The organism is Saccharopolyspora tripterygii, assembly GCF_054778355.1.
In genome coordinates this window covers 135,398-160,195 of the sequence record NZ_BAAGZP010000036.1, presented here as the reverse complement: position 1 = coordinate 160,195, position 24,798 = coordinate 135,398, and the positions used below count along the sequence as shown (strand labels likewise).

Below are 24,798 nucleotides of genomic sequence, written 5' to 3'. Positions count from 1 at the left end.
GTTCCTCAACCGGCACATCGCACGGGAATGAGGATGGCCCTGAAGCGTTGCGGCTGCTTGCTGCCGTCCGTCGGCGCTCCTGGGGTGCCGGTAGCAACGGCGCCAGAGCCACCGGACTTCGTGGTCGGTGCTTCACCAGGCCCGCTGTCCAAGACACTGCCAGGCGTGGTTGGCGACCTGCACATCCTCGGCCGTGATTGCCGGAACCCCTACGCGACCTCGGATAGACGACGCCACCGGCCACAAGCGAGCCGGCCACGATTGGACCCGAGTTCGTCTGGACGCACCACGACGTTCTCTTGCCGGGGCCCGTCATGCGCTGCTGGCGTGCCTCCGCGTGGGTGTCACGCCGAGCACGGTGTCGAGCATCTGGCGTGAGGTCCGCAATGCTTCGATTTCTCGGGTGATGCGTTGCCGTTCCTCGTGCAATTGGGAGACCAGGGTCGGGCAGGTGGGCGTGAGCCGGCCGTCGTCGTCTCGGATGCAGGGCAGGACCTGAGCGATCATGGTGGTGGACAGGCCCGCGGCGAGCAGGCAGCGGATGCGGCGGACCGTCTCCACGTCTTCCTCGCGGTAAACCCGGTAACCGCTCGGCAGGCGCTCCGGCGTGAGCAGCCCTCGTTGCTCGTAGTAGCGCAGCAGCCGTTCGTGCACCTCGGTGCGCCTGACCATCTCCTTCATGCGCATGTGGCCCACTTCCCACCGCAACGGCTTGACTCCGACACCGATGTCAGACTTTAGCGTCATCGGCATGATCACTGAGAAGACGATCCCCCCGTGCGACCTCGACGTCCTCCTGCGGGGCAGCGGTCCCGCGCTGCTGCTGGCCCACGGCGCGGGCGGTGGGATCGAGAGCAATTTCGGCCTTGTGCTCGGCGCCCTCGCCGTCGACCACACGCTGGTCGGCCCGCACTACCCGGGAGCCGGGGGTACGCCCGTGGCCACCGCGCGGCTGCAGCTCGATGAGCTCGTCGACCAGCTCGTCGCCGCCGCAGTCGAGGCCGGTCACGAGACCTTCGCCGTTCTCGGCGAGTCGCTGGGCACCACACTGGCCGTGCGGGCCGCGACCCGGCACCCCGAGCGGGTCACTGCACTCGTGCTCACGGTCGGGTTCCCGGTCGCCGACCCCGTTCTCGCGTTGGCCGCCCAGCTCATCAAGCACCTGACGAGGGTGGACGAGTGGTCCGCAGCGGCGCGGTTGGCGGTCCTGTCCTGCATGACGGATGCTCAGCTGAGCGAGATCTCCGCCGCCGACCTGGAAGCCGCAGTGACCCGGACCCTCGCCACCATGCCCCCGGGCACCCCGGACCACTTCGACCTGTGCTCCCACGTGGACGTCCGCGAGGACCTCGCCCGAGTGAACGTCCCCACCTTGGTATTCGCGGCGACTGGCGACCGGCTGGTCCTTCCTGACAGTCAACGGCGTCTGGCCGCCGGGATCTCGGGCTCCAAGCTCGTCGAACTGCCCGGCGCCGCGCACATCCTCAACGAGCCCGACCGGGCGACCTGGCTTGGGCACGTGCGTGAGTTCCTCGACAGCGTCATCCCCCGGTCGGTGTGAGCATTCCCGTCGCGACCCGGTCCGACGCGTCCCCACGCGGCGGTGCGCCGACCTGGCTGGCCGTGCTCGCGATCACCACCTTCGTCGTCGCCCGGCCGTATCCGGCTCCAGCTGTGCTTCCGCACACCTGATGCCGGCCTAACCCGGCCAGTCGGGTTGGCGCCTCTCGAGGAAGGCCCCCATGCCCTCGCGGGCGGCTGGGAGCTGGGACGCGGCGGCCATGACCTCCAGGGCGATGGCGTAGGCGTCCTGCTCCGGGCGGTCGAGCTGGGAGTAGAGGGTCTGCTTGCCGAGGGCCTTGCTGGAACGACTGCCCCGGGTGGCGCGGGCGAGGAGGTCGGCGACGGTCTCGTCCAGGGCGTCGTCCTCGGCGACCCGGTTGACCAGGCCCCAGTCCAGTGCTGTGGCCGCGCCGACGACGTCGCCGGTGAGCGCCATCTCCATCAGGCGCTTGCGGCCGATGGAGCGAGCCACCGGCACCGCCGGTGTGTGGCAGAACCAGCCGCCCTTGCCGCCGGGCAGCGCGAACCCGGCGGACTCGGCGGCGACGGCCAGGTCGCAGGCACCGACCAGCTGGCACCCGGCCGCCGTGGCCAGGCCGTGCACCCGGGCCAGCACGACCTGCGGGACGGACTGGATCGCGTTCATCAGCTCGGTGCACAGCCGGAGCAGCTCGCGGACGCCGGTGAGGTCGCGCGCGGCGACGTCGCCGAAGTCGTGGCCTGCGGAGAACACCGGGCCGGCGCCGGCGAGCACGATTCCGGTGGCGTCGGACTCGCCCGCTTCGCGGAAGGCCGCCAGCAGTTCGGCGAGGTGGTCGTGGGACAGGGAGTTGCGGCTGCGCGGCCGGTTCATCGTGATCGTGACGGTCGCGTCGTCGCGCCGGGTCAGGATGTGCGCGTGCTCGCCCATGCCGCGACCGTACCGCGACGGGCGGTCGGCGGTGGGGATCCGCCGCAGCGGAGCAGGTCGACACCCCCGAGAAGCCGACCTGCTCCTGTCCGCGGGGGAGATCAGTGCAGGTTCGCCACGGAGTCCTTGGTGTACGGGATCAGCTCGTGCTGGCGGTCTTCCAGCACCTTCGACCCCCACTGCGGGTCGGCCAGCAGCGCGCGGCCGATCGCGACCAGGTCGAACTCGTCGCGCTCGAAGCGCTCTAGGAGGCGCTCGATGCTCTGCACGCCGGCACCCGCACCCGAGAGCGATCCGGGTTCGAAGATCGCGTCCAGGCCGACCGAACCCACGGTGATGACGGGCTTGCCGGTGACCTTCTTCGCCCAGCCCGCGACGTTGAGTTCCGATCCCGACTCCGGGAACTCCGGTTCCCAGTAGCGGCGGCCGGACGCGTGGAACGCGTCGACACCGGCGTCGGCCAGCGGCGCGAGGATCGCGGAGAGCTCATCGGGCGTCTCGGCGAGCTTGGCGCCGTAGTTGTCGGCCTTCCACTGCGAGAAGCGCAGCACGACCGGGAAGTCGGGGGCCACGCGCTCGCGGATCGCCTTGACGATGTCGACGGCGAACCGGGTGCGCTCGACGGCATCCCCGCCGAAGCCGTCGGTGCGCTTGTTGGTGCGCTCCCACAGGAACTGGTCGATCAGGTAGCCGTGCGCGCCGTGCAGCTCGACGCCGTCGAAGCCGATGCGCTCGGCGGCCCACGCGGCCTCGGCGAAGGCGTTGATCAGGTCGTCGATGTCGGAGAGCGTCAGCGGGGAACCCGTGCCCGGCTCGCCGTTGATGCCGATTCCGGACGGGCCGACCACCGGCGCCTCCGGGAACGGGCCCGCGCCGGCCGGGCGCTGGATGCCCACGTGCCACAGCTGCGGCATGATCTTGCCGCCTTCGGCGTGCACGGCCTCGACCACGCGCGACCAGCCGGCCAGCTGCTCCTCGCCGTGGAAGCGGGGGATGTCGGCGCTGAAGCCGGCCGAGGCGTGGTCGACGTAGGTGCCCTCGGTGATGATCAGCCCGGTGCCCGCGGCCGCCCGGCGCGCGTAGTAGTCCGCCACGTCGGATCCGGGGATGCCTCCTGGGGAGAACTGCCGGGTCATCGGTGCCATCACGATGCGGTTGGGCAGCTCGGCGGAGCCGAGGGTGAACGGGCGGGCCAGTGCCTGCGAAGCGCGACTGCTCACAGCGATGCTCTCCTGTCGGTGGTGCCCGGTCTGAAAGGCCCGGACTCGAAGTGTGCATGACAAAGGTACATATTCGATTCAGGAAACTGCAACTGTGACAGTCGCTATTATGGTGGCGTTGCTAGACTGCGTTCCGACCTGTGGACGGGGGTGGAAGACGTGCTGGACATCCGGTTCTGCCGTGCGCTTCAGGTGATGATGCGGCTGGCGATCGCGGCGGAGGAAGGGGCCGAGGTGCGCAGCTCCACCCAGTTCGCGGAGGAGCTGAGCACCAATCCGAGCCTCGTGCGCAAGCTGCTCGTCCCGCTGCACGCCGAAGGGCTCGTGATCTGCACGAAGGGGCGCGGGGGCGGCGCCAGGCTGGGCAGGCCCGCCGAGGAGATCACCCTCGCCGAGATCTACCGCTGCGCCGTCGGCGACAAGCCGCTGTGGGCGCGCTCGCCCGACGGCGAGCACCTGTGCATGGTCGCGGCCCGCACCGGCGAGTTCTTCGCCAACCTCACCGCTGAAGCCGAGCGCGCCGTGCTGACCTCGCTCGGCGACCGCACGCTCGCCGACAGCGTCCGCGAGATCCGCGCGCTGGACCCGGAACCGGTCCGCAGCTGACGCGAAGGGCGGGAGCTCCAGCCGGAGCCCCCGCCCTTCGCGCGCTCGCTGTTCAGACGCGGCCCGCGTACTCCGGGGCCGGTTCGACGCGATCGGACAGCGTCGCCGCGATGTCCTCCGGGAACGGGGTGGCGCGGCCCTGCTCGGAATCCACGTGCAGGGCGACGAGTTCCGTCGTGGCCCGCAGGACGTCGTCCACCACCATCTCGTGGCACAGGCGCAGCTTCTTGGCCCCCACCTCGACGACCCTGGTGGTGATGAGCAGCTCCGAGTCCGGCGGCACCTCGCGCAGGTACCTGACGTGGGCTTCGACCGTGTAGAGCGAACAGCCGGTCCGCTTCAGGTAGTCGGAGTCCATGCCGACCTGGTCCATCAGGGCGTCGGTCGCGAAGCCGAACACCAGCACGTAGTAGCCCTCGCTGAGGTGGCCGTTGTAGTCGACCCACTCCGGGAGGACCTGCTGCCGCATGGTCATCGCGCCTCCCGGACCTCGCCGACCGCGCGCATCACCGCGATGACGGCCTTGTCCCGGTCGGCGACCAGCTCCGGGATGCTGCGGCCGTCGGCGGCCTCCTCGCACCCCTCGACCATGCGGTCGCGCAGCTCCGGGGTGAGCTCCGGTGCTTCCAGCCGCGTCCACGGCGACTTCAGCGACGGTCCGAAGTGGTCGAGCATGTGCGCCATCCCGCCCTCGCCTCCCGCGAGGTGGAAGGTCAGGCACGGTCCGAGCAGCGGCCAGCGCAGTCCGGGGCCGTCGGTGATGGAGACGTCGATCTGCTCCACGGTCGCCTCGCCGTTGTCGACCATGTGCAGGGCTTCTCGCCAGATGGCCTCCTGCAGCCGGTTGGCGATGAACCCGGGCACCTCGCGGTCCATCTTGATCACGCGCTTGCCCGCGACCTCGAAGAACTCCGCGGCGAAGTCCACCGCCCACTGCTCGGAGGACTCGCCGCCGACGACCTCCACCAGCGGGATCAGGTAGGGCGGGTTGAACGGGTGCCCGACCACCAGGCGGCCCGGGTTGGCGCACCGGGTCTGCATGTCGGTCATCGGGTAACCGGAGGTCGACGAGGAGATCACCACTCCCGCGGGCGTGGCCGCGTCGATCTTGGCCAGCAGGTCCTGCTTGAGCTCGAGGTCTTCCGGCGCGCTCTCCTGCACGAACTCGGCTTCGGCGACCGCCTCTTCGAGAGTGCTTGCGACGGTGAGGTTGTCGCGGGAGGCGCCGTCGGCGAGGCCGAGCTCGGTCAGCGCCGGCCACGCGGCGTCGACCAGCCGCTGGAGCTTCTCGGCCGCGTCAGGGGCCGGATCCCACGCGGTGACCTGGTATCCGCGGGCGAGGAAGTGCGCGGCCCAGCCGCCGCCGATCACGCCGGCACCGATGCAGGCGACCCGCCGGACCTGCGATGCGCTGTTGTTGTCCACAGTGGATTCCCTTCGCGAAGTCAGGAGCGGGGCTTGAGGCCGAGCTTGGCGCGGGCCTGGTCCGGCGTCGCGATCTTGGCGCCCATGCCCTCGATGATCGTCACCGCGCGCTCCACGAGCTGCGCGTTGGTCGCCTTCAGGCCGCGGCTGAGGTAGAGGTTGTCCTCCAGGCCGACGCGGACCTGACCGCCCAGCAGCGCGGACTGCGCGACCCACGGGAGCTGGTTGCGGCCGATGGCGAAGCTCGCCCAGTTCGCGTCGGCGGGCAGCATGTTCACCATCGACTGCAGGACGCCCGGGTCGACCGGTGCGCCGTAGGGAATCCCCATGCACAGCTGGAAGAGCGGCGGCGAATCGATGAGGCCCTCTTCGATCATCTTGGTGGCGAACCACAGCTGACCGGTGTCGAAGATCTCCAGCTCCGGCTTCACGCCCAGCTCCTGGATGCGCTTGGCGCCCGCACGCAGCATGTCCGGCGTGGAGATGTAGAGCTGGCTGCCGTCGCCGAAGTTCAGCGAACCGCAGTCCAGCGTGCAGATGTCCGGCAGCAGCTCCTCGACGTGCGGAAGCCGCTCCAGGCCGTTGACCAGATCCGTTCCGTCGACCGGCTTGAGCGGGTCGTCCTGGTCGATGAACAGGTCACCGCCCATGCCCGCGGTCAGGTTCAGCACCACGTCCACACCGGACTCGCGGATCCGCCGCACCGTCTCGCGGTAGACCGACACGTCGCGCGTGCCCTGACCGGTCTCGACGTCGCGCACGTGCACGTGGACCACGGCCGCACCGGCGTTCGCCGCTTCCACGGCCGACTGCGCGATCTGCTCCGGGCTGACCGGCACGTGCGGGCTCTTGCCGGTCGTGTCACCGGCGCCGGTGAGCGCCGCGGTGATGATGACCTCTTCGTTCATGTCGTTTCCCTCCGAGTCCTTTCGGTGCGGACGATTTCCCGTTCCACGAAGTCGTGCAGAACCCGGCGCATCAGCTCCACGGAGCGGCCGGGACGTTCGGTGATGACCTGGATGCCGAGGCCGTCGATGAGCGCGGTGAGGTGCATCGTCAGCTCGTCGGCATCGGCGTCGGCGAAGACGCCTTGCTGCTGGCCCTGCCGGATGGTGCGCGCGATCGTGTCGTGCCAGCGCGAGTAGGAATCGCTGTGCAGCACGCGCAGTTCCGGGTTCAGCGCGCTCTCGTTCCAGACCTGCAACCAGATCGACCACTCCAGCCGGAGCGGGCCGGGGGAGGGCAGTTGCAGCTCGACCAGGCGCAGCAGGCGCTCGTGGGCGTCGTCGACGACGTGCAGTTCGGCGACCTGCCGGTCGAAGGCCTGCTTGACCGAGTGCCGCAGCGCTTCGGTGAGCAGGTCGTCGCGGCCGGGGAAGTGGTAGTGGATCGTGGCGGCCGAGGTGCCGCAGGCCTGGGCGACATCGGCTACGCGGACCGAGTGGTAGCCGCGCTCGGCGATCATGTGCCAGGCGGCGTCGAGGATCTGGTGGTAGCGGTCGGAGCGCTCCGGGCCGCGAGCGGCGCTGCGCTGCGGGGCGCTGGCGACGGTTTCGAGGTCGTCGGCGCCGTTGATCAGCCAGTTCACGGTGACGCCGCCGGCGTCGGCGATCCGGGTCAGCTCCTCGGGCGTGAACCGGCGGGTTCCGTTGAGGGCCTTGGACAGCTTGGTGGACTCCAAGCCGATGCGATCGGCGAAGGCCCTCTGGCTCTCCGGGAACCGGTGCACGGCCGACCGGACCCGCTCGACCAACTCGTCGTCTGACACGACGCAGACCGTACCCACGGATTGCGCAAATCGCAACATCTGACTGTCAGCTCAGTCAATGCGCAACGCCGCAGGTCAGGCGGTGTCCCCTGGATCAGCGGAGATCCGCGGGGGAGCGGATCAGGGCGTGGTGCGGTAGCCCTCGACGGCCGCTCGGGCAGCCCGGGACGACTTGCGGACGACCAGCGGCGGGTCGTAACCGTGCTTGGTGAAGACCCCGTTGAGCCAGAACGCGCCGTAACCGTGCGCCTGGGTGAACAGCTGCTCCATCAGCTCCAGGGCATCGCCCGGTTCCGCGACCGCCATGGTGCGCAGCAGGAACTGGTCGGTGAGCCGCCGCGTCTGGTCGTGCAGCTCGGCGTAGCGCTCGCCCTGCAGCACCTCGGCGTTGATCAGGTCCATGCCGACCCGCTGCCGGATGAGGAAGCCGGTGTAGGTCCCGGCGGCCGCGGCGAGCCCCTCGGCGGGGTCGGACTGCTCGCCCGCGGCGCGCTCGACCTCGTCGGCCAGCTGGTGCGCGACCTCGGTCGCCACGGCCGCGAGCAGGCTCTCGCGGTCGGGGAAGTGCCGGTAGGGGGCGCCGGGGCTGACCTTGGCGCGACGGGCGACCTCGGCGACGGAGAAGCCGTCGACGCCGCGCTCCGCGATCAGCTCCAGGGAGATGCGCACGAGCTCGGCGCGGAGGTCGCCGTGGTGGTACTTGCCGGTCATGCGCGGGATCACATCTCTCGATCGGAATAGGCAAGAGCCCTCTCGCGTCTTAATGTAAGAAGGCTCTTACATCGAGAGCTCGTGCACAAGCTGTTCCATGGAGGGTTCATGAGCACGATCACGAACGCTATCGCCGTTCCGACCCCGGGGGCACCCCTGGAGCAGACGACGATCACGCGACGTGACCTGCGGCCGGACGACGTGCTGATCGACATCGCCTACGCCGGCATCTGCCACAGCGACATCCACCAGGCCCGCGAGGACTGGGGCACCGCGATCTTCCCGATGGTCCCGGGCCACGAGATCGCGGGCACGGTCGCCGCCGTCGGCTCGGAGGTCACCCGCTACGAGGTGGGCGACCGCGTCGGCGTCGGCTGCATGGTCGACTCCTGCGGTGAGTGCGAGCACTGCCAGGCCGGAACCGAGCAGTTCTGCGTGAAGGGCAACGTCCAGACCTACAACGGCGTCGGGTTCGACGGCGAGAACACCTACGGCGGCTACAGCCGGCAGGTCGTGGTCAAGGACTCGTTCGTCTGCGGCATCCCGGAAGGCATCGGCCTCGACGTCGCGGCCCCGCTGCTGTGCGCCGGGATCACGACCTACTCCCCGCTGCGCCAGTGGGGCGCGGGCCCCGGCAAGAAGGTCGCCGTCGTCGGGCTCGGCGGTCTCGGCCACATGGCCGTGAAGCTGGCCGCCGCGATGGGCGCCGAGGTGACGGTGCTCAGCCAGAGCCTGAAGAAGCAGGAGGACGGTCTCCGGCTGGGAGCGAAGGACTACTACGCGACCAGCGACGAGTCGACCTTCGAGACCCTGGCCGGTCGGTTCGACCTGATCCTCAACACGGTGTCGGCCGAACTTCCAGTCGACTCCTACCTGGGCCTGCTGAGCGTCGGCGGCGCCATGGTCAACGTGGGCGCTCCGGGGACTCCGCTGTCCTACAGCGCCTTCTCGCTGATCGCGGGCAACAAGTCGCTGGCCGGTTCGATGATCGGCGGCATCGCCGAAACCCAGGAGATGCTGGACTTCTGCGCCGAGCACGGCATCGGCGCGGAGATCGAGACCATCTCGGCCGACCAGGTCAACGCCGCCTACGAGCGGGTCACCGGAAGCGATGTGCGCTACCGCTTCGTCATCGACACCGCCACGATCGGCGCCTGAGCGAAGTTCCGGCGAAGCCCCGGGGCGCCGAACGCGGGACGCGGCGCCCCGGGGCTTCTCACGTCTCCGGCCGGTAGACGTGCAGCGCGCCGTCGCGCGCGGCGAAGTCGAAAACTTTTCCCTTGAGTGAGACTTCGCCGTCCCTGGCCAGCGCCACCGGCGCGCCGAGCACCTCGACGCGAACCCGGTCGCGCTCCTCCTGGACGTAGGCGCGGTTGTGGAACAGGGCCCCGGTCAGCGCTCCGGCGACGAACCTGGTCCGGGAGAACGGCAGGTCCGCCCGGATGTAGCGGATGTCGAGCACGCCGGTGTCCAGCCGCGGCCGCCAGGTCGGCGCCAGACCCTTGGGCTGATAACCGTTGCCACCGGCGAAGAACAGCCAGATCTCGCGCTCGACCCCGTTGATGCGCACCGGGATCGGCTCCGCGCTGGCCAGCACCCGCACCAGCGCCGCCGCGCCAGCCGGCCACTTGCCCCACCGGTGGGTCCACTTCTCCCGCAACCGCACCATGTCCGGGTAGCCGCCGAGGCTCGCGGTGTTGACGAACCACTGCTGCGGGAGGTCGTCGACGTGGACGGTGCCCAGGTCGACGTTCACCGCCGACCCGTTGCGCAGCGCCTCCACGGCCTCCTCGGTGCTGGGAACGCCGAGATCGCGCGCGAAGTGGTTCAGCGTCCCGCTGGGCACCACCAGCAGCGGCAGACCGCGCTCCACGGCCACGGCCGCTGCCGCCGCGACGCTCCCGTCGCCACCCGCGACGCCGAGGACCTTCACGTTGCCGCAGGTGTCGAGGTGCGCGTGCAGCTGCTCCTTCAGGTCGGTCTCGGGCTCCGGGTGCACGAGCTCGGCGCCCGGCAGCAGCTCCACGAGCTCGTCGGAGGGGTCCTGGGCCGGGTCCCCGGAGGACGGGTTGACCAGCAGGACCAGTCCGTCGCCGCCTTCCAGCGCAACCGTGCGCTCGCTGGTGCGGGCGAGGCTGGGCGTGGCAGGCCGGACCGGCCACCAGCGGCTGGTGGCCGCTGCGACGGCGGTGCCGATGGCCCCGCCGAACAGCACGTCGGTCGGCCAGTGGACCCCGGTGTGCACCCGCGAGTAGGCGACCGCCCCGGCCAGCGGCAGCAGCGCCACGCCCAGTTCAGGAGCTTCCATCCAGACCGCCGTGGTGAACGCCGCGGCCGAGGCCGCGTGGCCCGACGGGAACGACGAGGAGGACGGCGGTGTGCTGAGCCTGCGACGGGCGGGCAGCAGGTCGGCGGCCGGGCGACGGCGGGGGAGCAGCGGTTTGCCGATCCCGTTGGTCACCGCGCTGGCGAACGCGATGGCGCTGGCCCCGCGCAGCGCCGCGCGCCGCCACCGGCCCCGCTTGGTCGCCAGCACCGCCGCCACGCCCAGCCACAGCTTGCTGTGGTCGGCGAGGTGGGTGAGCCCGCGCAGCGCGGGGTCGGCCGTGCTGCGCGGCCACGAAGCCGACCGCAGCACGAAGTCGTGGTCCGCCGCGTTGAGCCGCTGGACCGTCCTGCGCACCCTGCTGAACACGCCGCGACCCTAGTCCTCGGTCGCGCTGGTTACCGCTCGCGGGTGTCCCGGAAGATGACCCAGCGCATGGCGCTGTACATGTACACGGCCTCGCAGAGGCCCGCCACGATGCGCGACACGTGGTACTGCACGCCCAGCGCGGCCAGGCCGCTGCCGAGTCCGAGGACGAAGGCGACGTAGTTCACCAGGATCGCCACGGCGTAGAGCACGGCCTGCGGGCCGACCGGGGCGTGCGAGCGGAAGTTGAACGCCCGGTTGAGCACGAAGCTCAGCGCGAAGGCGATCAGGTAGGCGATGGTGAACGCGACCGGGACCGGCCAGTGCAGCCCGCTGCGGAACACGGTCAGCAGCAGCAGGTCGAAGGCGAACGTCGAGCCGTTGATCAGCGCGAAACCGAGGAAGCTCGGCGCCACGAGGCGGGAGAGCCCGAAGGGGAGTCTTCGCGTCACGGCTTCCATCGCGGCGTGGAACCGCTCGCCGCGATCGGGTGGGGACTGCTGTGCGATCGGCTCGGCCTGCTGCCCGGCGGTCATGGGATCAACGATGGCATGACCGGATGAACGCGACCCGTCGAGGGTGCGCACACGAGGTAATTGCTCCTATCACTTCAGTGAACAGCGAAATCAAATCGAAAATCGATGAATTCGCGCGAAACCCAAAACGATCCACAATGGAAAGCGAATGGAATTCGCTGGATTTCGGCTGGACCGCGACCCCACCGTGAAGATCGACATCGGATGGCGCATACTAGGTCCGAAGGCAGCGCGTGCTCTCCTGCCCAAAAAATGCTCTTTACCTACTTGTTCGCTGGTGAGAACTGTGTCCAAGCACGCCCAGCCCCGCCCGGAGTCCGGACTCACCCGGATCGCCGAAGGTGGGCGCACCTGTCCGCTTCCGTCCGACATGATCGCCCTGCACGGTCCGTGGGGCACCCGCCGCGCCAAGCGGCGACTGGTCTCGACCGGCGTCGTCACCGCCGACGTCGGCGCCCGGTCCTGATCCTCCGCTCCGCCACCTGCTCGTGGCGCAGTGCTGCGGCGGTCACGCCGCTCGGTGAAGGCGCCCCACGGGTGCCGGTCGTGACCTGGCGAAGGTAGAAAGGACGCCGTCGGTGTCCCCGAACTTCGCAGGAGGCGGACCATTCGCATCGAGCGGCCTGTCACCAAAGCCGCCCTGGTGGTCAACGTGCACTCGCGCACCGGAGGCAAGGCCTACGCCTACGCCCTCGACCGGTTGCGCGAGCTCGGCGTGCCCCTGGGTGCCACCTACCCGCTGCAGGACCCGTCGCGGCTCGTCGAAACCGTCGAATCGGCGGCCAGGAGCGGCCACGACCTGATCATCGTGGGCGGTGGGGACGGCAGCGTCAGCTCCGTGGTCGACTGCCTCGCGCACCGCGACGTCCCGCTCGCGCTGCTCCCGCTGGGCACGGCGAACGATTTCGCCCGCACCATGCACATCCCCGACGACCTCGACGGTGCCTGCCGGACGATCCTCGACAGCCACATCGTCGACGTCGACCTGGGGCTGTGCGGTGACAACTACTACGTCAACCGCGCTTCCGTCGGCATCGGCGCCGAGGTCGCGCAGGCGATGTCGCCGCGGTTGAAGCGCTTCGTCGGCCCGCTCGCCTATCCCGTGGCCACGGCGAAGGCGTTCTTCAAGCACCGCCCGTTCGCCGCCAGGCTGAGCTTCCCCGACGGAGACCACGAGGACCGGGAGTTCGACCGGCTCCTGCAGGTCTCGATCGCCAACGGCCGCTACTTCGGCGGTGGCCAGCTGGCCGCCAGCGACTCCGGCATCGACGACAACGCGCTGGACGTCACCGTCATCCGGCAGGGCAACATCGGCCAGCTCGCCGGCGTCGTGCGCGGTCTCAAGACCGGGCAGCCCAGCGACCAGGTCGAGCACTTCAGGACCCGCGCGCTGCGGATCGACACCGACGAGGTGCTGCCGATCAACATCGACGGCGAGGTCGTCGCGAGCACGCCGGAGTCCTTCGAGGTCGCGCGCAACGCGCTGCACGTCGTCACCCCGCGCACGTGGACCGACGGCGAGGCGCCGGAGGATCAGGAGTAGGGCGACGGGGTCGGCAGGTCGCCGAGCAGGGTGTACCGGCCGACCTCGACGCGCTTGTAGGCGACCGGGTCGTGCAGGCTGTGGGTGCGCAGGTTGCGCCAGTAGAGGTCCATGCCCACTGAGTTCGCCGTGGCGCGGGCGCCGGTGAGCTCGAAGACCTTGGTGGCGACTTCCAGTCCCACGTCGATCGCGCGCTGCTTGGCCGCCGAGACGAGAACCGCTGCGCGGCCCCGCTGTTCGCGCGTCACGGCATCGCGGCCCGCGTGCAGCAGCTGCGCCAGGTTCGCGCCTGCGGCGTCGGTGAGCGTTTCCGCCGCCCACAGCTTGGACTGCAGATCGCCGTAGCCCTCCACGACGTAGAACTCCTCGGTGCCCGAGTTCTTGCCCTCGCCGCCGTAGGGCCACGCGCGGGTGTGCCCCCGCGTGTAGGCGGCACCGGCGCGCAGGGCGGCTTGGGCGATGCCGAGGTAGAGGTTGGCGAAGACCAGGTGCAGCGCGGGCACGTGCAAGGTGCTGAAAGACGAAGTGCGGAACTGCTTGTCGACGTATCCCGCCGCCGCGGACCACGGGACGCGCACGTCGGTGATCTCGACGCTTCCGGAGGCGGTGAGCCGCTGGCCCAGGTTGTTCCAGTCCGCGCCGAAGGTGATCCCGCTCTGCCGGGTGGGAACGACCGAGAACACGCTGCGCCCGCCGGGTTCCAGCGTTCCTTCGAGGATCAGGAGGTCGGAGACCTTGCTGCCGGTCGAGAAGAACTTCTTCCCGTTGTAGAGCAGGGTTTCGCCCTCGTCGGTGACGATGAGGTCGTTGTCGCGCGGGTTGACCACCCCGCCGAAGAAGTGGTTCTCGGTGGTGTAGAGCTCGTCGACCTCGGCGATCTGCTCGGGCGTGCCCACCAGCCGCATCGCCCACGCCCACACGTAGTGGTGCCCGAGCAGCTGCCCGATCGACCCGTCACCGGCGGACACCTCGCGCACCACGCGGCAGGCGGTGGTCCAGTGCTGTTCCGCCCCACCGTGCTCGGCAGGACCCAGCAGCGTGACGAGCCCGGAGTCCTTGAGCAGCTGCACCTCTCGCGTCGGGTCGGCTCCGGCCCGGTCGCGGTCCACAGCATCGGTGGCGAGCGCCTTGGCCACTTCGCGCGATCGCGCGATCCACTCTTCAGCGGAAGAAGGTTTGGGCTGATCGGCCCAACGCGTGATCTCGTTGCTGCTCAAGGCCATTCCCTCCGAGGGGACCGGAACCCCGGCGTCAGCACCGACCGCCGGCGAAGCGAAAACGCCACGACGCCACGCACGATAACCCCCGGCGCCTTGTCTCTGGCTCGCCCCCGTCGAAGTCCCCGGAATCGACCCGCCCCGGACCGAGCGGAGATCTCCACCCGCATCTCTCGCGCGTGAGATTCGGAGTTGTCAGCGGTCGAACTTGAGATGCTGCAGAGCGCCTCGGGTTTCGCGAATCCCATCGATGCGTCCAACCAGTCGATCTCCACCGAGAGCCTTCTCGCCCGGGTATTCCGGGTCCCGGCCGGGAGCGAGTTCAGGATCGGTCATCGTTTCTCCTGCTGACGAGTGCGGATCAGTGAGGATATCGCTGCGTGTTCACCCATCAACAGTGCGTGACTGAACGTGTGTGAGGCGTTGCGCCGGGCGAGTGTCAGGGGAGGGACGTCTTTCGGGTTTCGGTGCGGTCGGTCGCGGGTGGTGGCGTGGGGGAGAGTTGGGAGATCTCCTCGCGCAGGTCCGGGGTCATGTCGATCTCCAGCGCGTCGAGGGAGTCGGCGAGCTGGTCGAGGTCGCGGCCGCCGATGATGGGGGCGGTGACCCCGGGTGCCGACATCGTCCAGGCGACCGCGAGGGTGGCGGGCTTGACGCCCTGCTGCCGCGAGAACTCGGTGAACTTCTCCGCGGTGACGTAGTCGGATTCCTGGCCGTAGCGCTGGGCGTAGCGCTCGTTGTCGACGAGGCGCCCGGACTCGGGGCGACGTCCCGTGCCGTACTTGCCGGTGAGCAGGCCGCCGCCGAGCGGGCTGTAGGTGATGACGCCGAGCTTCTCCGACTCGGCCATCGGCAGGATCTCGACCTCGGCTTGGCGTCGGACGAGGTTGTACATCGGCTGGATCAGCTCGAAGCGGGCCAGCCGGTCCTTCGCCGAGATCCCCAGGGCCTTGGCGATCTGCCAGGCCGCCCAGTTGCTCACCGCGGGGTACCGGATCTTGCCCTGGCGCTGCAGGTCGTCGAGCACGCGCAGGGTCTCCTCGATCGGCGTGAGCTCGTCGAAGGAGTGCACGAAGTAGAAGTCGATCCACTCGGTGCCCAGACGTCGCAGGCTGGCCTCCACGGCGCGCGTCAGGTGCCTGCGGGACGCGCCCTGGGCGTTGACGTCGTCGCCGGTGGGGAAGAACGCCTTCGAGGTGAGCACCACCTCGTCGCGGCAGTCGGCGATGAGCCTGCCGAGGATCTCCTCGGACCGGCCGCCCGCGTAGACGTCGGCGGTGTCGAAGAGGTTCAGGCCGAGCTCGCGCGCTCGCTGGAACATCTCCGCCGAGGTCTGCTCATCGGCCTCCGCGCCGAACGACATCGTGCCCAGGCACATCGGCGACACGCGAACTCCGGTCGCCCCGACAGTCCGGTACTCCATCACGTTCCTCCAGTGATCGCTCGGACCACAGTGCCACGCACGTCCAGCGCTTTTCAGGGTTCGTCCTCGCGAAGGATGATGACCGGCCGGTGCGCGCCCCGCACGGCCTGCTGCGCGAGCCGCCGGGGTGACCGGAGCGCGATGTTCCGCTGGTCGATGTTTTCCCAGGTCGCTGGCCGGGGTGCGACCAGCGATCACACGGACGGGTTAGCCTGGTCGGGTTGTCTGAGCGGAAGGGCTACGTGTGACAGAGGTGGGTGCGCTGCTGGGCGGCCGGTACCGGCTGGAGCGGCGGCTGGGCAGCGGCGGCATGGGCGTGGTGTGGCTGGCCACCGACGAGCTGCTGCAACGCCCCGTCGCGGCCAAGCAGCTCAACGCCGCCGATGGCACGAACCAGGCGCTCGTCGAGGAGGCCCGGCAGCGGGCGATGCGCGAGGGCCGCATCGCCGCGCGCCTGCACCACCCGAACGCGGTCGCGGTGCACGACGTGATCGAGCACGACGGTTCGCCGGTGCTGATCATGGAGTACCTGCCGTCCCGCAGCCTCGCGGAAGTGCTGGCCGAGAAGGGCCGGATGACGCCCGGCGCGGTGGCGAGCATGGGCGCGCAGGCCGCCGCGGCGCTCGACGCGGCGCACACCGCCGGGATCACCCACCGGGACATGAAGCCGGGCAACATCCTGATCGGCGACGACGGCACCGCCAAGATCACCGATTTCGGCATCTCGCACGCCTCCGACGACGTGGCCGTGACCCGGACCGGCATCATCGCCGGGACCCCCGCCTACCTGTCTCCCGAGGTCGCTCGGGGACGCGCGCCCACTCCTGCCTCCGACGTCTACTCGCTGGGGGCCACGCTCTACGCGGCCGTGGAGGGCACGCCTCCCTTCGGTGACGACGCGGAGAACTCGATCGCGCTGCTCCACGAGGTCGCTGCGGGGGCGTTCCGGCCGCCGCAGCTGGCGGGCGTGCTGGCGCCCGTGCTGACCAGGATGCTGCACGTCGACCCCGCGCAGCGGCCCACGCCCGCGCAGGCGAGCGAGGCGTTGCAGGCCGTCGTCTCCGGTGCTCCGTCGCCGCTGCCGCCGGCCCCGGTCCCGGACCACGCGCAACCGACCGTTCCGGCCGCCGCGGTGGCCACTCCCGCGCGGGAGGGCACGCGCCTCGACGGACGTCCCGTGCCCGAGCCGGAGCCCGTCCGCTCGCGGCGGTGGATCTACCTGAGCGCGGGCGCAGCCGCTGTGGTGCTGGTCGCTCTGGCGTTCCTGCTGCCCTCCCTCGGTCAGGAGGAGCCCGCACCGGAACCGGCGGTCGCGCCCGCCGAGCTCGAACGCGTCGTCTCCGACTACTACGCGCTGCTGCCCGAGCACCCCGCGAACGCGTGGGCGCGGCTGGGCGCGGGCATGCAGGCCCAGGGGCGCGAGGGGTACGAGGGCTTCTGGTCGAGCGTGTCCGATGTGCGCATCGTGGAGCCGCCGGTGGTCGGCGCGCCCAACGCCGTCCGGGTCGGCATCGAGCTCGTCATGCCCGACGGCACTCGCATCACCGAGCAGCACCAGCTGGGACTGCGCGGGGCGCGGCAGCCGCTGATCGAGTCCGACGCCGTGCTGAACTCCTCGACGAGCACGCCACCTCCACCGCCCCCGCCTGCGGCGCCACCCCAGAAGGACGGCCCCAAGCACCCTCCGGGCAAGCACAAGGGGCCGGGGTCCGACCAGGGCCACAACGGGAACAAGGGCAAGGGCGAGGACGACTGACCGCCGGAGCCCACGAGCGGAAGGGGAGTCGTGCGCACGCTGCTGGTGGACAACCACGACTCCTACACCTACAACCTGTTCCACCTGCTCGCGCGGGTCAACGGCTGCGAGCCCCACGTGGTCACCAACGACACGGCGGAGGCCGTCGACCTCGACGACTACGACAACATCGTCATCTCGCCGGGTCCGGGCAGCCCGGTGCGGTCGCGGGACTTCGGCATCTCCGCCGACGTCCTGGCCGCGGCCACCGTTCCGGTGCTGGGCGTGTGCCTGGGGCACCAGGGCCTCGCGGTGAGCGAGGGCGGGCGCATCGTGCGCGCGCCGGCCGCGCGGCACGGTCATCTGACTCGTGTGACCCACGACGGCGATGCGATGTTCGCCGGGATCCCGGCGGAGTTCGGTGCCGTGCGCTACCACTCGTTGTGCGTCGCCGAGCCGGTTCCCGACGATCTGCTGGTCACGGCGCGGGCCGAGGACGGTGTGGTGATGGCGTTGCGGCACGAGCGGTTGCCGCGCTGGGGAGTGCAGTTCCACCCCGAGTCCGTCGAGTCCGAGCACGGTGAGCGGCTGCTGGCGAACTTCCGCGACCTGACTACCGGGCGCCCACCCGTTCCGAGGCCACCGCGGTCGTCGGCCACGCCTGAGAAACGCCGGTTCCGGGCCAACGTGGTGGAGTGGGACACCGAGATCGATGCGGAATCAGCCTTCGCGCAGCTGTTCTCGGATTCCGCCAACGCGTTCTGGCTCGACAGCTCCAGGGTCGAGGACGGGCTGTCGAGGTTCTCGTTCCTGGGTGATGATTCGGGCCCGCTGAGCGAAACCCTCGTCTACCGGGTGGATTCCGGTGATGAACCGGTGCTGGACCGGTTGCAGCGGGAACTGCGGCGCCGGGAGGTCGAGGCACCCCCGCTGCCGTTCGACTTCACCGGGGGCTACGTCGGTTACTTCGGTTACGAGCTCAAGGCCGACTGCGGATCGCCGAACCGGCACCGCTCACCGAGCCCGGACGCGGCGTGGATCTTCGCCGATCGCTTCCTCGCCGTCGACCACCGGGAACAGCGCACGTACCTGGTGGCCCTCAGCGAGGGGGAGGACCGCTCGGCCGCGGTCGACTGGCTCGCCGACACCGCCGCGCGGCTGTCCCGCGCGCCCCGGCTCGCCGACCCGGGCGAGGCGGGGGAGGACCGCGTCGAGCCCGCGTTGGCCCGCGACCGCGCCGAGTACGAGCGCGACGTGCTGACCTGCCAACGACATCTGCTGGCGGGCGAGAGCTACGAGATCTGCCTGACCAACTCGGCGGACCTGCCCGTCACCGAACCCGCGCTGCGGACCTACCGCCGCTTGCGGCGCCGGAACCCCGCGCCCTACTCGGCTTTCCTGCGCCTCGGGGGTGTCGAGGTGGCGTGCTCCTCGCCGGAGCGGTTCCTCAAGGTCACCCCGGACCGGGCGGTGGAGGCCAAGCCGATCAAGGGCACGGCCCCGCGCGGCGAGGACCTCGATGAAGACGCCCGCATCCGCCGGGAGCTCGCCGCAGACGCCAAGACGCGCGCCGAGAACCTGATGATCGTCGACCTGATGCGCAACGACCTCGGCAGGGTGTGCGCGGTGGACACGATGCACGTGCCCGAGCTGATGTCGGTGGAGACCTACGAGACGGTGCACCAGCTGGTGTCGACGATCCGCGGCGTGCTGCGTCCCGAGCACGACGTGATCGACTGCGTGCGGGCCTGCTTCCCCGGCGGATCGATGACCGGGGCGCCCAAACCGCGCACCATGGAGCTCATCTCCTCCATCGAGGACCGGGCGCGCGGCGTCTACTCCGGTGCGATCGGATACCTGGGCTGTTCGGGCGCCGCCGATCTCAACATCGTCATCCGCACCATGGTCCTGGTCGACGGGCGGTGGCAGGTCGGCGCCGGTGGGGCGATCGTGCTGGACTCCGATCCGGCGGCCGAGTACGACGAGATGCTGCTCAAGGCCGCCGCGCCGACGCGCGCGTTGCGCTGGTCAGTCGGGAGCGCGCATGGCGGTGGCCAGCAGCGCGGCCGCGGGCCCGGTGAGCTGGAGGCCTGAGCGCCACACGGCGTGCAGCGGGCGGCGCAGGTCGAGTTCCGCGACCGGGACCTCCACCAGCCGGTTCTCGGCGAGATCGGTCGCCACCGCCAGGGTGCTGAGCACCGCGGGGCCGGCGCCCGCGACCACCGCGTTGCGCACGGCCGTCGTGGAGCGCAGCTCCAGCAGCGGTGCCACGGCGGTGGCACCGACCGCGGCCAGCGCTCGGTGCAGCGTTTCCCTCGTGCCGGAGCCGTGCTCGCGCACGATCACCGGCGTGGCTGCCAGTTCGCTGGGCGTCAGCGGTCGCCGCAGGCGCGACCAGGGATGGCCGGGCGGGACGATGACGACCATGCGGTCGCGGGCGACGTAACGAGTGGAGACGCCCTCGGGCGGGTCGGGCGTTTCGATGAAGCCGAGGTCGGCGTGCCCGTGCCGGACCGCGTCGGCCACCGCCGCGGAGTTGGTGACGTCGAGCTCCAGGTGGACCTCGGGCAGCGCTTGGCGCAGCATGCTGATCCAGCGCGGCACCAGGTACTCGGCGACGGTCATGCTCGCCGACACCCGCAGCTTGGACTCCTGCTGGGCACGCAGCGCCCGCACACCGTTCATCAGGCCGTCCACGTGCGCGAGGACTTCCCGCGCCCAGCCGCACACCATCTCCCCGGCGGGCGTGGGCGCGCAGCCCTGCCGGGTGCGCGCCAGCAGCTCCAGTCCGAGCTGCCGTTCGAGCCGGTTGAGGCGCTTGCTCGCCGATGGCTGGCTGATGTGCAGCTCGGACGCCGCCGCGCCGATGCTGCCCAGCTCGCTCACCAGCACCAGCAGGCGGAGTGCTTCGGAGTCGGGTGCGGTCATGCCTGAAGCGTAGGTCCTGGGCGGGCCCGCTGGGCGCAGGTCATTCCGTTCGGCTATGACGACCCTCGTGGGAGACGGCTACCGAGGGGTGGTCGGGTCGGCGAGTCTGATCGCCATGAGGATCCTGACCGCCGTCGACGCTCGACTCGTCCCGGGACTCGCACTCGCCGCCACGGCCGTCGCGGTGGCGATGGCGGTGTCGTCGCAGGTGCCGGCGCTGAGCGCGCTGACCGTCGCGGTGGCGCTGGGCGTCGTGGTCGGGAACCTCCCGCGCCTGCCCGACCGGGTCCGTCCGGGGCTCGCGTGGGTGGCGCGCACGCCGCTTCGCGCGGGCGTGGTGCTGCTCGGGTTGCAGCTGAGCATCGGCCAGATCCTCGGACTGGGCGCGGGCACGGTGCTGGCGGTGCTCATCACGGTGACCGCGACCTTCGCGGCAACGCTGTGGCTGGGCAGGCTCCTGGGGGTCTCGAAGGGCTTGTCGTTGCTGGTGGCGACGGGGTTCTCGATCTGCGGGGCGTCCGCGGTGGCCGCGGTCGAGGGGGTCGTGGACCGCGAGGACGAGGATGTGGCCACCAGCGTGGCGATGGTGACGGTGTTCGGGACCATCGCGATGATCGCGCTGCCGGTGACCTTCTCCCAGACCGGTGTGGGCGGCGACCTCGCCGGCCGCATCGCGGGCGCCGGGGTGCACGAGGTGGCCCAGGTGGTGGCCGCGGCGTCTCCGCTGGGCGCTTCCGCGGTGGCGATCGCGGTGGTGGTCAAGCTCAGCCGCGTCGTGCTCCTGGCGCCGCTGGTGACCGCGGTCAGCCTGCTCCGGAGGCGGGATTCCAGCGCGCAGCGCCCGCCCATCATGCCGTTGTTCGTGGTCGGATTCCTCGCGACCGTCGCCCTGAGCAGCAGCGGGCAGCTGCCCGAGTTCGTGCTCGACGTCGCCAAGCCGGTCACCACGCTGCTGCTGACCGCCGCGCTGTTCGGGCTGGGCACGACGGTGCGCGTCGCCGCGCTGATGCGCACCGGTCCGCGTGCCTTCGCGCTGGGCACCTGCTCGACGATCCTGGTCACCGCGCTGGCCACCACGACGATGACGCTGCTGAGCTGAGGAGTTCCGCAGGGCTGGAACGGTGCTCTCGGCTTCGCGGGGCCGTCCGCAGGATGGGATGCCTGCTCCAGCTGTTGACACCCGTGCCGGGCGCTGATGGCATGAGCTCGTGCTCATCGCGGATCTGCTGACCAAGCGCCGCCACGTCGACCTCGTTCGCGTGGCCGCGCAGGCGTGTCGCGTCCGCTGAACTTCAGCGTTCTTCCCCTTCATCTCATTCGGCGTAGCCGCGCTCGTCTCGTGCTGCCGCGCGCCGTTTTTCGCTGCCCAGGTTCGAGGAGCACCAGATGGCAACGACTTCAACCGCGTCCACCTCGGTGGCCGCAGTGCTGCGCGACGACGCCGAGGCGCTCGTGCAAGCCCGCCGGTTGGCCGGTTCCTTCGCGGTGGGAGCCCCCGACCGCGACCGCGACCGCGTCATCCCGCGCGCCGAGCTCGACGAGCTGTCGGCCAGCGGTCTGCTCGCGGTCACCGTTCCCGCCGCGCACGGCGGCGCCGACGTCACGACCCGCACGCTGCTGGAAGTGTTCCGGCTCCTGGCGAGCGCCGATCCCAGCATCGCGCAGATCCCGCAGAGCCACTTCGCCTACGTCAACGTGCTGCGCGAGAGCGCGACGCCCGAGCAGAAGCAGTTCTTCTTCGCGGAGCTGCTGGCGGGCAAGCGGTTCGGCAACGCCCAGTCCGAAACCGGTAGCCGCACGGTGCAGGACATCCAGACCCGGCTGCAGGAAAGCGGTCAAGGTGACTTCGTGCTCAACGGCAGGAAGGGCTACTCCACCGGAGCTCTTCTGGCGCACTGGATCCCGGTGCTGGCCAAGGACGACGAGGACCGGCTGCAGGTCGCCTACGTGCCGCGCGACGCCGAAGGCGTCGAGGTGATCGACGACTGGGCGGGGATGGGCCAGCGCACCACCGCCAGCGGCACCGTCGTGCTCGACCGGGTGCGGGTGCCCGCGAACCGGATCGTCCCGCACCACTTGACCTTCGAGCGACCGCAGCTGCACGGAGCGCTCGCCCAGGCCCTGCACGCGGCCATCGACGTCGGCATCGCGGCGGGAGCGCTGGACGAGGCCGCGGATTTCGTGCGCACCCGCAGCCGCCCGTGGGGCGAGGCGGGTGTGGACACCGCGGCCGAAGATCCGCTGACCATCCAGCGATTCGGTGATCTGGGCATCCGGCTGCGCGCGGCCGAAGCCCTGCTGGACGAAGCGGGGGCGGCGATCGACGCGGCTCGCGCGGACCTGACCGACGAATCCGCAGGAGCCGCCTCCATCGCCGTTGCCGCCGCGAAGGCGTTCGCCGACGGCACCGCAATCGAGCTGACCAACGCGCTGTTCGAGGTCTCCGGAGCGCGTTCCAGCCTCGATTCGGCGAACCTGCACCGCCATTGGCGCAACGCCCGGACCCACACCCTGCACGATCCGGTCCGCTGGAAGGTCCACCACGTCGGCCGCTACACCCTCAACGGCACCTTGCCGCCGCGCCACGGCCAGATCTGATCAGAGGAAACGAGGAACACCATGCTGATCGCGGAACAGGACGTCGCACTGTCGGCCGTCACCGCAGGAGAAACCGTCGTCGTGCACGGCGCCGGTGATGGAGGCGGAGTCGTGTTCGCGGCGGATCGCGCGGACGTGACCGGCACGGCGTTCGCCGTTCGGCACTCGTCGGGATTCCTGTGCGTGGCTCTGCCGGAGGAGCGCTGCGACGCTCTCGCACTGCCGCCCATGTCGCCCCGGGCGCAGCGCGACACCGGCGCGACGGTGTGCGTGACGGTCGACGCGAGCGTCGGTGTGAGCACCGGCATCTCGGCCGCCGACCGCGCCCGCGCCGCGCGCGTGCTCGCCGATCGGGACGCCGTGGCCGCCGACCTGACCCGCCCCGGGCACCTCGTTCCCGTGGCGGTCGACCTGCAGCACCCGGCCCCCAGCCTCGCGCAGGCGGCGCTGCGCCTGGTCATCGCGTCCGGGCACGCTCCCGCCGCGGTGTTCGCCCAGCTGGTCAGCCCCGTCGACGAGACCCGGATGGCCACCGACGAGGAGCTGCGCGCCTTCGCCGCCGACCACGGGCTCACCGCCGTCCCCGCCGCTGCGGTCGCGGAGCCGACCGGCGGAGCGCACGACGGGCTCGCCGGCGCCCTGCCGTGTAGCTGACCGACCCCCGAAGAGCCCGCTCGTAGCGGGACATCCCTCCCAGCGCACGTGAACAACGTGCGTCGATTCCGCCTGCCCGATTCCGCTCGCATTGGAGCAATTCGCATGTCCGACAACGCACCGCTGAAGTTCGCCTACTGGGTCCCCAACGTCAGCGGGGGACTCGTCACCAGCAGCATCGAACAGCGCACCGAGTTCACCTACGACTACAACAAGAAGCTCGCCGTGCTCGCCGAGAACAGCGGGTTCGAGTACGCCTTGAGCCAAGTGCGCTACGCCTCCTCCTACGGTGCCGCGCAGCAGCACGACCCGGCGGCGTTCAGCCTCGGCCTGCTCACCGCCACCGAACGGCTGAAGCTCATCGTCGCCGCCCACCCGGGCCTGTGGCACCCGGCGATCCTCGCGAAGTTCGGCATCACCGCCGACATCATCTCCAGCGGCCGGTTCGCGGTGAACATCGTCAGCGGCTGGTTCAAGGACGAGTTCACCGGTCTCGGCGAGCCGTGGCTGGAGCACGACGAGCGCTACCGGCGGACCGAGGAGTTCATCCGCGTGCTGCGCGGGCTGTGGACCGAGCCGAACTTCGAATTCCCCGGCGACTTCTACCAGATCCACGACTTCAGCCTCCGGCCCCAGCCGTTCGACGTGCCCGGCCGTCCGCACCCGGAGATCTTCCAGGGCGGGAACTCCACCGCCGCGCGCAAGCTCGCCGGGCGGGTGTCCGACTGGTACTTCAGCAACGGCAAGGACTTCGACGGCTTCTCCGAGCAGGTCGCCGACGTCCGGGGCTTCGCCGCCGAGAACGACCACGCCGTGCGCTTCGGCCTCAACGGCTTCGTCATCTCACGCGACACCGAGGCGGAGGCGCGCGACGTGCTGCGCGAGATCGTAGACAAGGCCGACGTCGGCGCGGTCGAGGGATTCCGGAAGTCCGTGCAGCAGGCCGGGAACGCCACCTCCGACGGCAAGGGCATGTGGGCGGACTCGGAGTTCGCCGACCTCGTCCAGTACAACGACGGCTTCCGCACCGGCCTGATCGGAACGCCCGAGCAGATCGCGCACCGGATCGTCGAGTACAAGAAGCGCGGCGCCGACCTGCTGATGCTCGGATTCCTGCACTACCTCGAAGACGTCGAGCACTTCGGCAAGAAGATCTTGCCGATCGTCCGCGAACTCGAAGCCGACCTCGACCGCACCGGTGACCCCATCGGTGTCGGAAACGCCCGCTGAAACCCGTCGATTCGCGCAACACCGACAGAGGGAGACAAC

At 70.4% G+C, this 24,798-nt stretch carries 26 protein-coding genes; 13 read left to right on the top strand and 13 right to left on the bottom strand.

Annotated features, from left to right (window positions below):
* Positions 1-312: 312 nt before the first annotated feature.
* On the bottom strand, positions 313-747 hold the full coding sequence (locus ACYVF3_RS25825) for a MerR family transcriptional regulator (protein WP_461156833.1): 435 nt from the start codon (positions 745-747) through the stop codon (positions 313-315).
* A 4-nt stretch (positions 748-751) separates the two neighbouring features.
* Here ACYVF3_RS25825 and ACYVF3_RS25820 point away from each other — a divergent pair, with 4 nt between their 5' ends.
* Both ACYVF3_RS25820 and ACYVF3_RS25815 read left to right on the top strand, forming a co-directional pair.
* The gene (locus ACYVF3_RS25820; RefSeq protein ID WP_461156832.1) at positions 752-1,561 is read left to right on the top strand and encodes an alpha/beta fold hydrolase; all 810 of its coding nucleotides are present in this window, start codon (positions 752-754) and stop codon (positions 1,559-1,561) included.
* Positions 1,558-1,692, top strand: coding sequence for a hypothetical protein (locus tag ACYVF3_RS25815; protein WP_461156831.1), 135 nt, complete (start codon positions 1,558-1,560; stop codon positions 1,690-1,692). Before ACYVF3_RS25820 ends, ACYVF3_RS25815 begins: the two co-directional genes overlap by 4 nt.
* Positions 1,693-1,699: 7 nt before the next feature.
* Here ACYVF3_RS25815 and ACYVF3_RS25810 read toward each other — a convergent pair whose 3' ends face one another.
* Together ACYVF3_RS25810 and ACYVF3_RS25805 are read right to left on the bottom strand one after the other, a co-directional pair.
* The gene (locus ACYVF3_RS25810) at positions 1,700-2,473 is read right to left on the bottom strand and encodes an enoyl-CoA hydratase-related protein (protein WP_461156830.1); all 774 of its coding nucleotides are present in this window, start codon (positions 2,471-2,473) and stop codon (positions 1,700-1,702) included.
* Positions 2,474-2,574: 101 nt separating this feature from the next.
* Entirely contained in the window at positions 2,575-3,693 is a 1,119-nt protein-coding gene (locus ACYVF3_RS25805) for an NADH:flavin oxidoreductase (protein WP_461156829.1), read from the bottom strand.
* A gap of 159 nt (positions 3,694-3,852) precedes the next feature.
* Between ACYVF3_RS25805 and ACYVF3_RS25800 the strand changes: the two genes are divergently transcribed.
* Positions 3,853-4,299 (top strand): Rrf2 family transcriptional regulator, encoded by a 447-nt coding sequence (locus ACYVF3_RS25800; protein ID WP_461156828.1) that lies wholly within the window; start codon positions 3,853-3,855, stop codon positions 4,297-4,299.
* A gap of 52 nt (positions 4,300-4,351) precedes the next feature.
* Here ACYVF3_RS25800 and ACYVF3_RS25795 read toward each other — a convergent pair whose 3' ends face one another.
* The 5 genes from ACYVF3_RS25795 to ACYVF3_RS25775 all read right to left on the bottom strand — a co-directional run bounded on the left by ACYVF3_RS25795 (position 4,352) and on the right by ACYVF3_RS25775 (position 8,203).
* Positions 4,352-4,774, bottom strand: a complete 423-nt coding sequence (locus tag ACYVF3_RS25795) for a thioesterase family protein (RefSeq protein ID WP_461156827.1) — start codon at positions 4,772-4,774, stop codon at positions 4,352-4,354.
* The gene (locus tag ACYVF3_RS25790; protein ID WP_461156826.1) at positions 4,771-5,724 is read right to left on the bottom strand and encodes a 3-hydroxyacyl-CoA dehydrogenase NAD-binding domain-containing protein; all 954 of its coding nucleotides are present in this window, start codon (positions 5,722-5,724) and stop codon (positions 4,771-4,773) included. Before ACYVF3_RS25790 ends, ACYVF3_RS25795 begins: the two co-directional genes overlap by 4 nt.
* Positions 5,725-5,744: 20 nt before the next feature.
* Positions 5,745-6,632 (bottom strand): beta-keto acid cleavage family enzyme, encoded by an 888-nt coding sequence (locus ACYVF3_RS25785; RefSeq protein ID WP_461156825.1) that lies wholly within the window; start codon positions 6,630-6,632, stop codon positions 5,745-5,747.
* The gene (locus ACYVF3_RS25780; RefSeq protein WP_461156824.1) at positions 6,629-7,531 is read right to left on the bottom strand and encodes a TetR family transcriptional regulator C-terminal domain-containing protein; all 903 of its coding nucleotides are present in this window, start codon (positions 7,529-7,531) and stop codon (positions 6,629-6,631) included. The genes ACYVF3_RS25785 and ACYVF3_RS25780 overlap by 4 nt, the downstream gene beginning before the upstream one ends.
* Before the next feature lie 81 nt (positions 7,532-7,612).
* Positions 7,613-8,203: a TetR/AcrR family transcriptional regulator gene (locus ACYVF3_RS25775; RefSeq protein ID WP_461156823.1), complete on the bottom strand. Its 591-nt coding sequence runs from the start codon at positions 8,201-8,203 to the stop codon at positions 7,613-7,615.
* 108 nt (positions 8,204-8,311) lie between these two features.
* Here ACYVF3_RS25775 and ACYVF3_RS25770 point away from each other — a divergent pair, with 108 nt between their 5' ends.
* Positions 8,312-9,361 carry an NAD(P)-dependent alcohol dehydrogenase gene (locus ACYVF3_RS25770; protein WP_461156822.1) on the top strand — a complete coding sequence of 350 codons (1,050 nt, stop codon included), beginning with the start codon at positions 8,312-8,314 and terminating at the stop codon, positions 9,359-9,361.
* A gap of 58 nt (positions 9,362-9,419) precedes the next feature.
* Here ACYVF3_RS25770 and ACYVF3_RS25765 read toward each other — a convergent pair whose 3' ends face one another.
* Positions 9,420-10,898, bottom strand: a complete 1,479-nt coding sequence (locus ACYVF3_RS25765) for a phosphatase PAP2 family protein (RefSeq protein WP_461156821.1) — start codon at positions 10,896-10,898, stop codon at positions 9,420-9,422.
* A 29-nt stretch (positions 10,899-10,927) separates the two neighbouring features.
* Positions 10,928-11,356, bottom strand: coding sequence for a GtrA family protein (locus ACYVF3_RS25760; RefSeq protein ID WP_461156968.1), 429 nt, complete (start codon positions 11,354-11,356; stop codon positions 10,928-10,930).
* 361 nt (positions 11,357-11,717) lie between these two features.
* On the opposite strand from ACYVF3_RS25760, the gene ACYVF3_RS25755 reads away from it, so the two are divergent.
* Both ACYVF3_RS25755 and ACYVF3_RS25750 read left to right on the top strand, forming a co-directional pair.
* Entirely contained in the window at positions 11,718-11,897 is a 180-nt protein-coding gene (locus ACYVF3_RS25755) for a hypothetical protein (protein ID WP_461156820.1), read from the top strand.
* Between the two features lie 177 nt (positions 11,898-12,074).
* Positions 12,075-12,974, top strand: coding sequence for a diacylglycerol/lipid kinase family protein (locus ACYVF3_RS25750; protein WP_461156819.1), 900 nt, complete (start codon positions 12,075-12,077; stop codon positions 12,972-12,974).
* Here ACYVF3_RS25750 and ACYVF3_RS25745 read toward each other — a convergent pair.
* Both ACYVF3_RS25745 and ACYVF3_RS25740 read right to left on the bottom strand, forming a co-directional pair.
* Positions 12,965-14,191 (bottom strand): acyl-CoA dehydrogenase family protein, encoded by a 1,227-nt coding sequence (locus ACYVF3_RS25745; protein ID WP_461156818.1) that lies wholly within the window; start codon positions 14,189-14,191, stop codon positions 12,965-12,967. The genes ACYVF3_RS25750 and ACYVF3_RS25745 overlap by 10 nt on opposite strands.
* A 439-nt stretch (positions 14,192-14,630) precedes the next feature.
* Complete coding sequence (locus ACYVF3_RS25740) at positions 14,631-15,614, bottom strand: aldo/keto reductase (protein WP_461156817.1); 984 nt, start codon at positions 15,612-15,614, stop codon at positions 14,631-14,633.
* Between the two features lie 244 nt (positions 15,615-15,858).
* Here ACYVF3_RS25740 and ACYVF3_RS25735 point away from each other — a divergent pair, with 244 nt between their 5' ends.
* Together ACYVF3_RS25735 and pabB are read left to right on the top strand one after the other, a co-directional pair.
* Complete coding sequence (locus ACYVF3_RS25735) at positions 15,859-17,370, top strand: serine/threonine-protein kinase (RefSeq protein WP_461156816.1); 1,512 nt, start codon at positions 15,859-15,861, stop codon at positions 17,368-17,370.
* Between the two features lie 30 nt (positions 17,371-17,400).
* Positions 17,401-19,443, top strand: coding sequence for an aminodeoxychorismate synthase component I (gene pabB / locus ACYVF3_RS25730; RefSeq protein WP_461156815.1), 2,043 nt, complete (start codon positions 17,401-17,403; stop codon positions 19,441-19,443).
* On the opposite strand, the gene ACYVF3_RS25725 is transcribed toward pabB, so the two are convergent.
* Positions 19,378-20,277, bottom strand: a complete 900-nt coding sequence (locus ACYVF3_RS25725; protein WP_461156814.1) for a LysR family transcriptional regulator — start codon at positions 20,275-20,277, stop codon at positions 19,378-19,380. The genes pabB and ACYVF3_RS25725 overlap by 66 nt on opposite strands.
* A 115-nt stretch (positions 20,278-20,392) precedes the next feature.
* Between ACYVF3_RS25725 and ACYVF3_RS25720 the strand changes: the two genes are divergently transcribed.
* From ACYVF3_RS25720 to sfnG, 5 genes are all read left to right on the top strand, one after another.
* Positions 20,393-21,376 (top strand): YeiH family protein, encoded by a 984-nt coding sequence (locus tag ACYVF3_RS25720; RefSeq protein WP_461156967.1) that lies wholly within the window; start codon positions 20,393-20,395, stop codon positions 21,374-21,376.
* Positions 21,377-21,485: 109 nt separating this feature from the next.
* Positions 21,486-21,566, top strand: a complete 81-nt coding sequence (locus ACYVF3_RS25715; RefSeq protein ID WP_425474135.1) for a putative leader peptide — start codon at positions 21,486-21,488, stop codon at positions 21,564-21,566.
* A gap of 97 nt (positions 21,567-21,663) precedes the next feature.
* Positions 21,664-22,875 (top strand): SfnB family sulfur acquisition oxidoreductase, encoded by a 1,212-nt coding sequence (locus ACYVF3_RS25710; RefSeq protein ID WP_461156813.1) that lies wholly within the window; start codon positions 21,664-21,666, stop codon positions 22,873-22,875.
* Between the two features lie 21 nt (positions 22,876-22,896).
* Positions 22,897-23,529 carry a 3,4-dihydroxy-2-butanone-4-phosphate synthase gene (locus ACYVF3_RS25705; RefSeq protein ID WP_461156812.1) on the top strand — a complete coding sequence of 211 codons (633 nt, stop codon included), beginning with the start codon at positions 22,897-22,899 and terminating at the stop codon, positions 23,527-23,529.
* A gap of 105 nt (positions 23,530-23,634) precedes the next feature.
* On the top strand, positions 23,635-24,759 hold the full coding sequence (gene sfnG / locus ACYVF3_RS25700; protein ID WP_461156811.1) for a dimethylsulfone monooxygenase SfnG: 1,125 nt from the start codon (positions 23,635-23,637) through the stop codon (positions 24,757-24,759).
* The last annotated feature ends 39 nt before the right edge of the window (positions 24,760-24,798 follow it).

What these genes read in the sequence shown, in the direction of transcription:
- ACYVF3_RS25785 (WP_461156825.1), bottom strand. Translation starts at nt 6,632, where the DNA reads ATGAACGAAGAGGTCATCATCACCGCGGCGCTCACCGGCGCCGGTGAC.
- ACYVF3_RS25775 (WP_461156823.1), bottom strand. Translation starts at nt 8,203, where the DNA reads ATGACCGGCAAGTACCACCACGGCGACCTCCGCGCCGAGCTCGTGCGC.
- ACYVF3_RS25780 (WP_461156824.1), bottom strand. Translation starts at nt 7,531, where the DNA reads ATGTTGCGATTTGCGCAATCCGTGGGTACGGTCTGCGTCGTGTCAGAC.
- ACYVF3_RS25720 (WP_461156967.1), top strand. Translation starts at nt 20,393, where the DNA reads ATGAGGATCCTGACCGCCGTCGACGCTCGACTCGTCCCGGGACTCGCA.
- ACYVF3_RS25810 (WP_461156830.1), bottom strand. Translation starts at nt 2,473, where the DNA reads ATGGGCGAGCACGCGCACATCCTGACCCGGCGCGACGACGCGACCGTC.
- ACYVF3_RS25760 (WP_461156968.1), bottom strand. Translation starts at nt 11,356, where the DNA reads ATGGAAGCCGTGACGCGAAGACTCCCCTTCGGGCTCTCCCGCCTCGTG.
- ACYVF3_RS25820 (WP_461156832.1), top strand. Translation starts at nt 752, where the DNA reads ATGATCACTGAGAAGACGATCCCCCCGTGCGACCTCGACGTCCTCCTG.
- ACYVF3_RS25740 (WP_461156817.1), bottom strand. Translation starts at nt 15,614, where the DNA reads ATGGAGTACCGGACTGTCGGGGCGACCGGAGTTCGCGTGTCGCCGATG.
- ACYVF3_RS25725 (WP_461156814.1), bottom strand. Translation starts at nt 20,277, where the DNA reads ATGACCGCACCCGACTCCGAAGCACTCCGCCTGCTGGTGCTGGTGAGC.
- ACYVF3_RS25770 (WP_461156822.1), top strand. Translation starts at nt 8,312, where the DNA reads ATGAGCACGATCACGAACGCTATCGCCGTTCCGACCCCGGGGGCACCC.
- ACYVF3_RS25825 (WP_461156833.1), bottom strand. Translation starts at nt 747, where the DNA reads ATGACGCTAAAGTCTGACATCGGTGTCGGAGTCAAGCCGTTGCGGTGG.
- ACYVF3_RS25710 (WP_461156813.1), top strand. Translation starts at nt 21,664, where the DNA reads ATGGCAACGACTTCAACCGCGTCCACCTCGGTGGCCGCAGTGCTGCGC.
- ACYVF3_RS25705 (WP_461156812.1), top strand. Translation starts at nt 22,897, where the DNA reads ATGCTGATCGCGGAACAGGACGTCGCACTGTCGGCCGTCACCGCAGGA.
- ACYVF3_RS25795 (WP_461156827.1), bottom strand. Translation starts at nt 4,774, where the DNA reads ATGACCATGCGGCAGCAGGTCCTCCCGGAGTGGGTCGACTACAACGGC.
- sfnG (WP_461156811.1), top strand. Translation starts at nt 23,635, where the DNA reads ATGTCCGACAACGCACCGCTGAAGTTCGCCTACTGGGTCCCCAACGTC.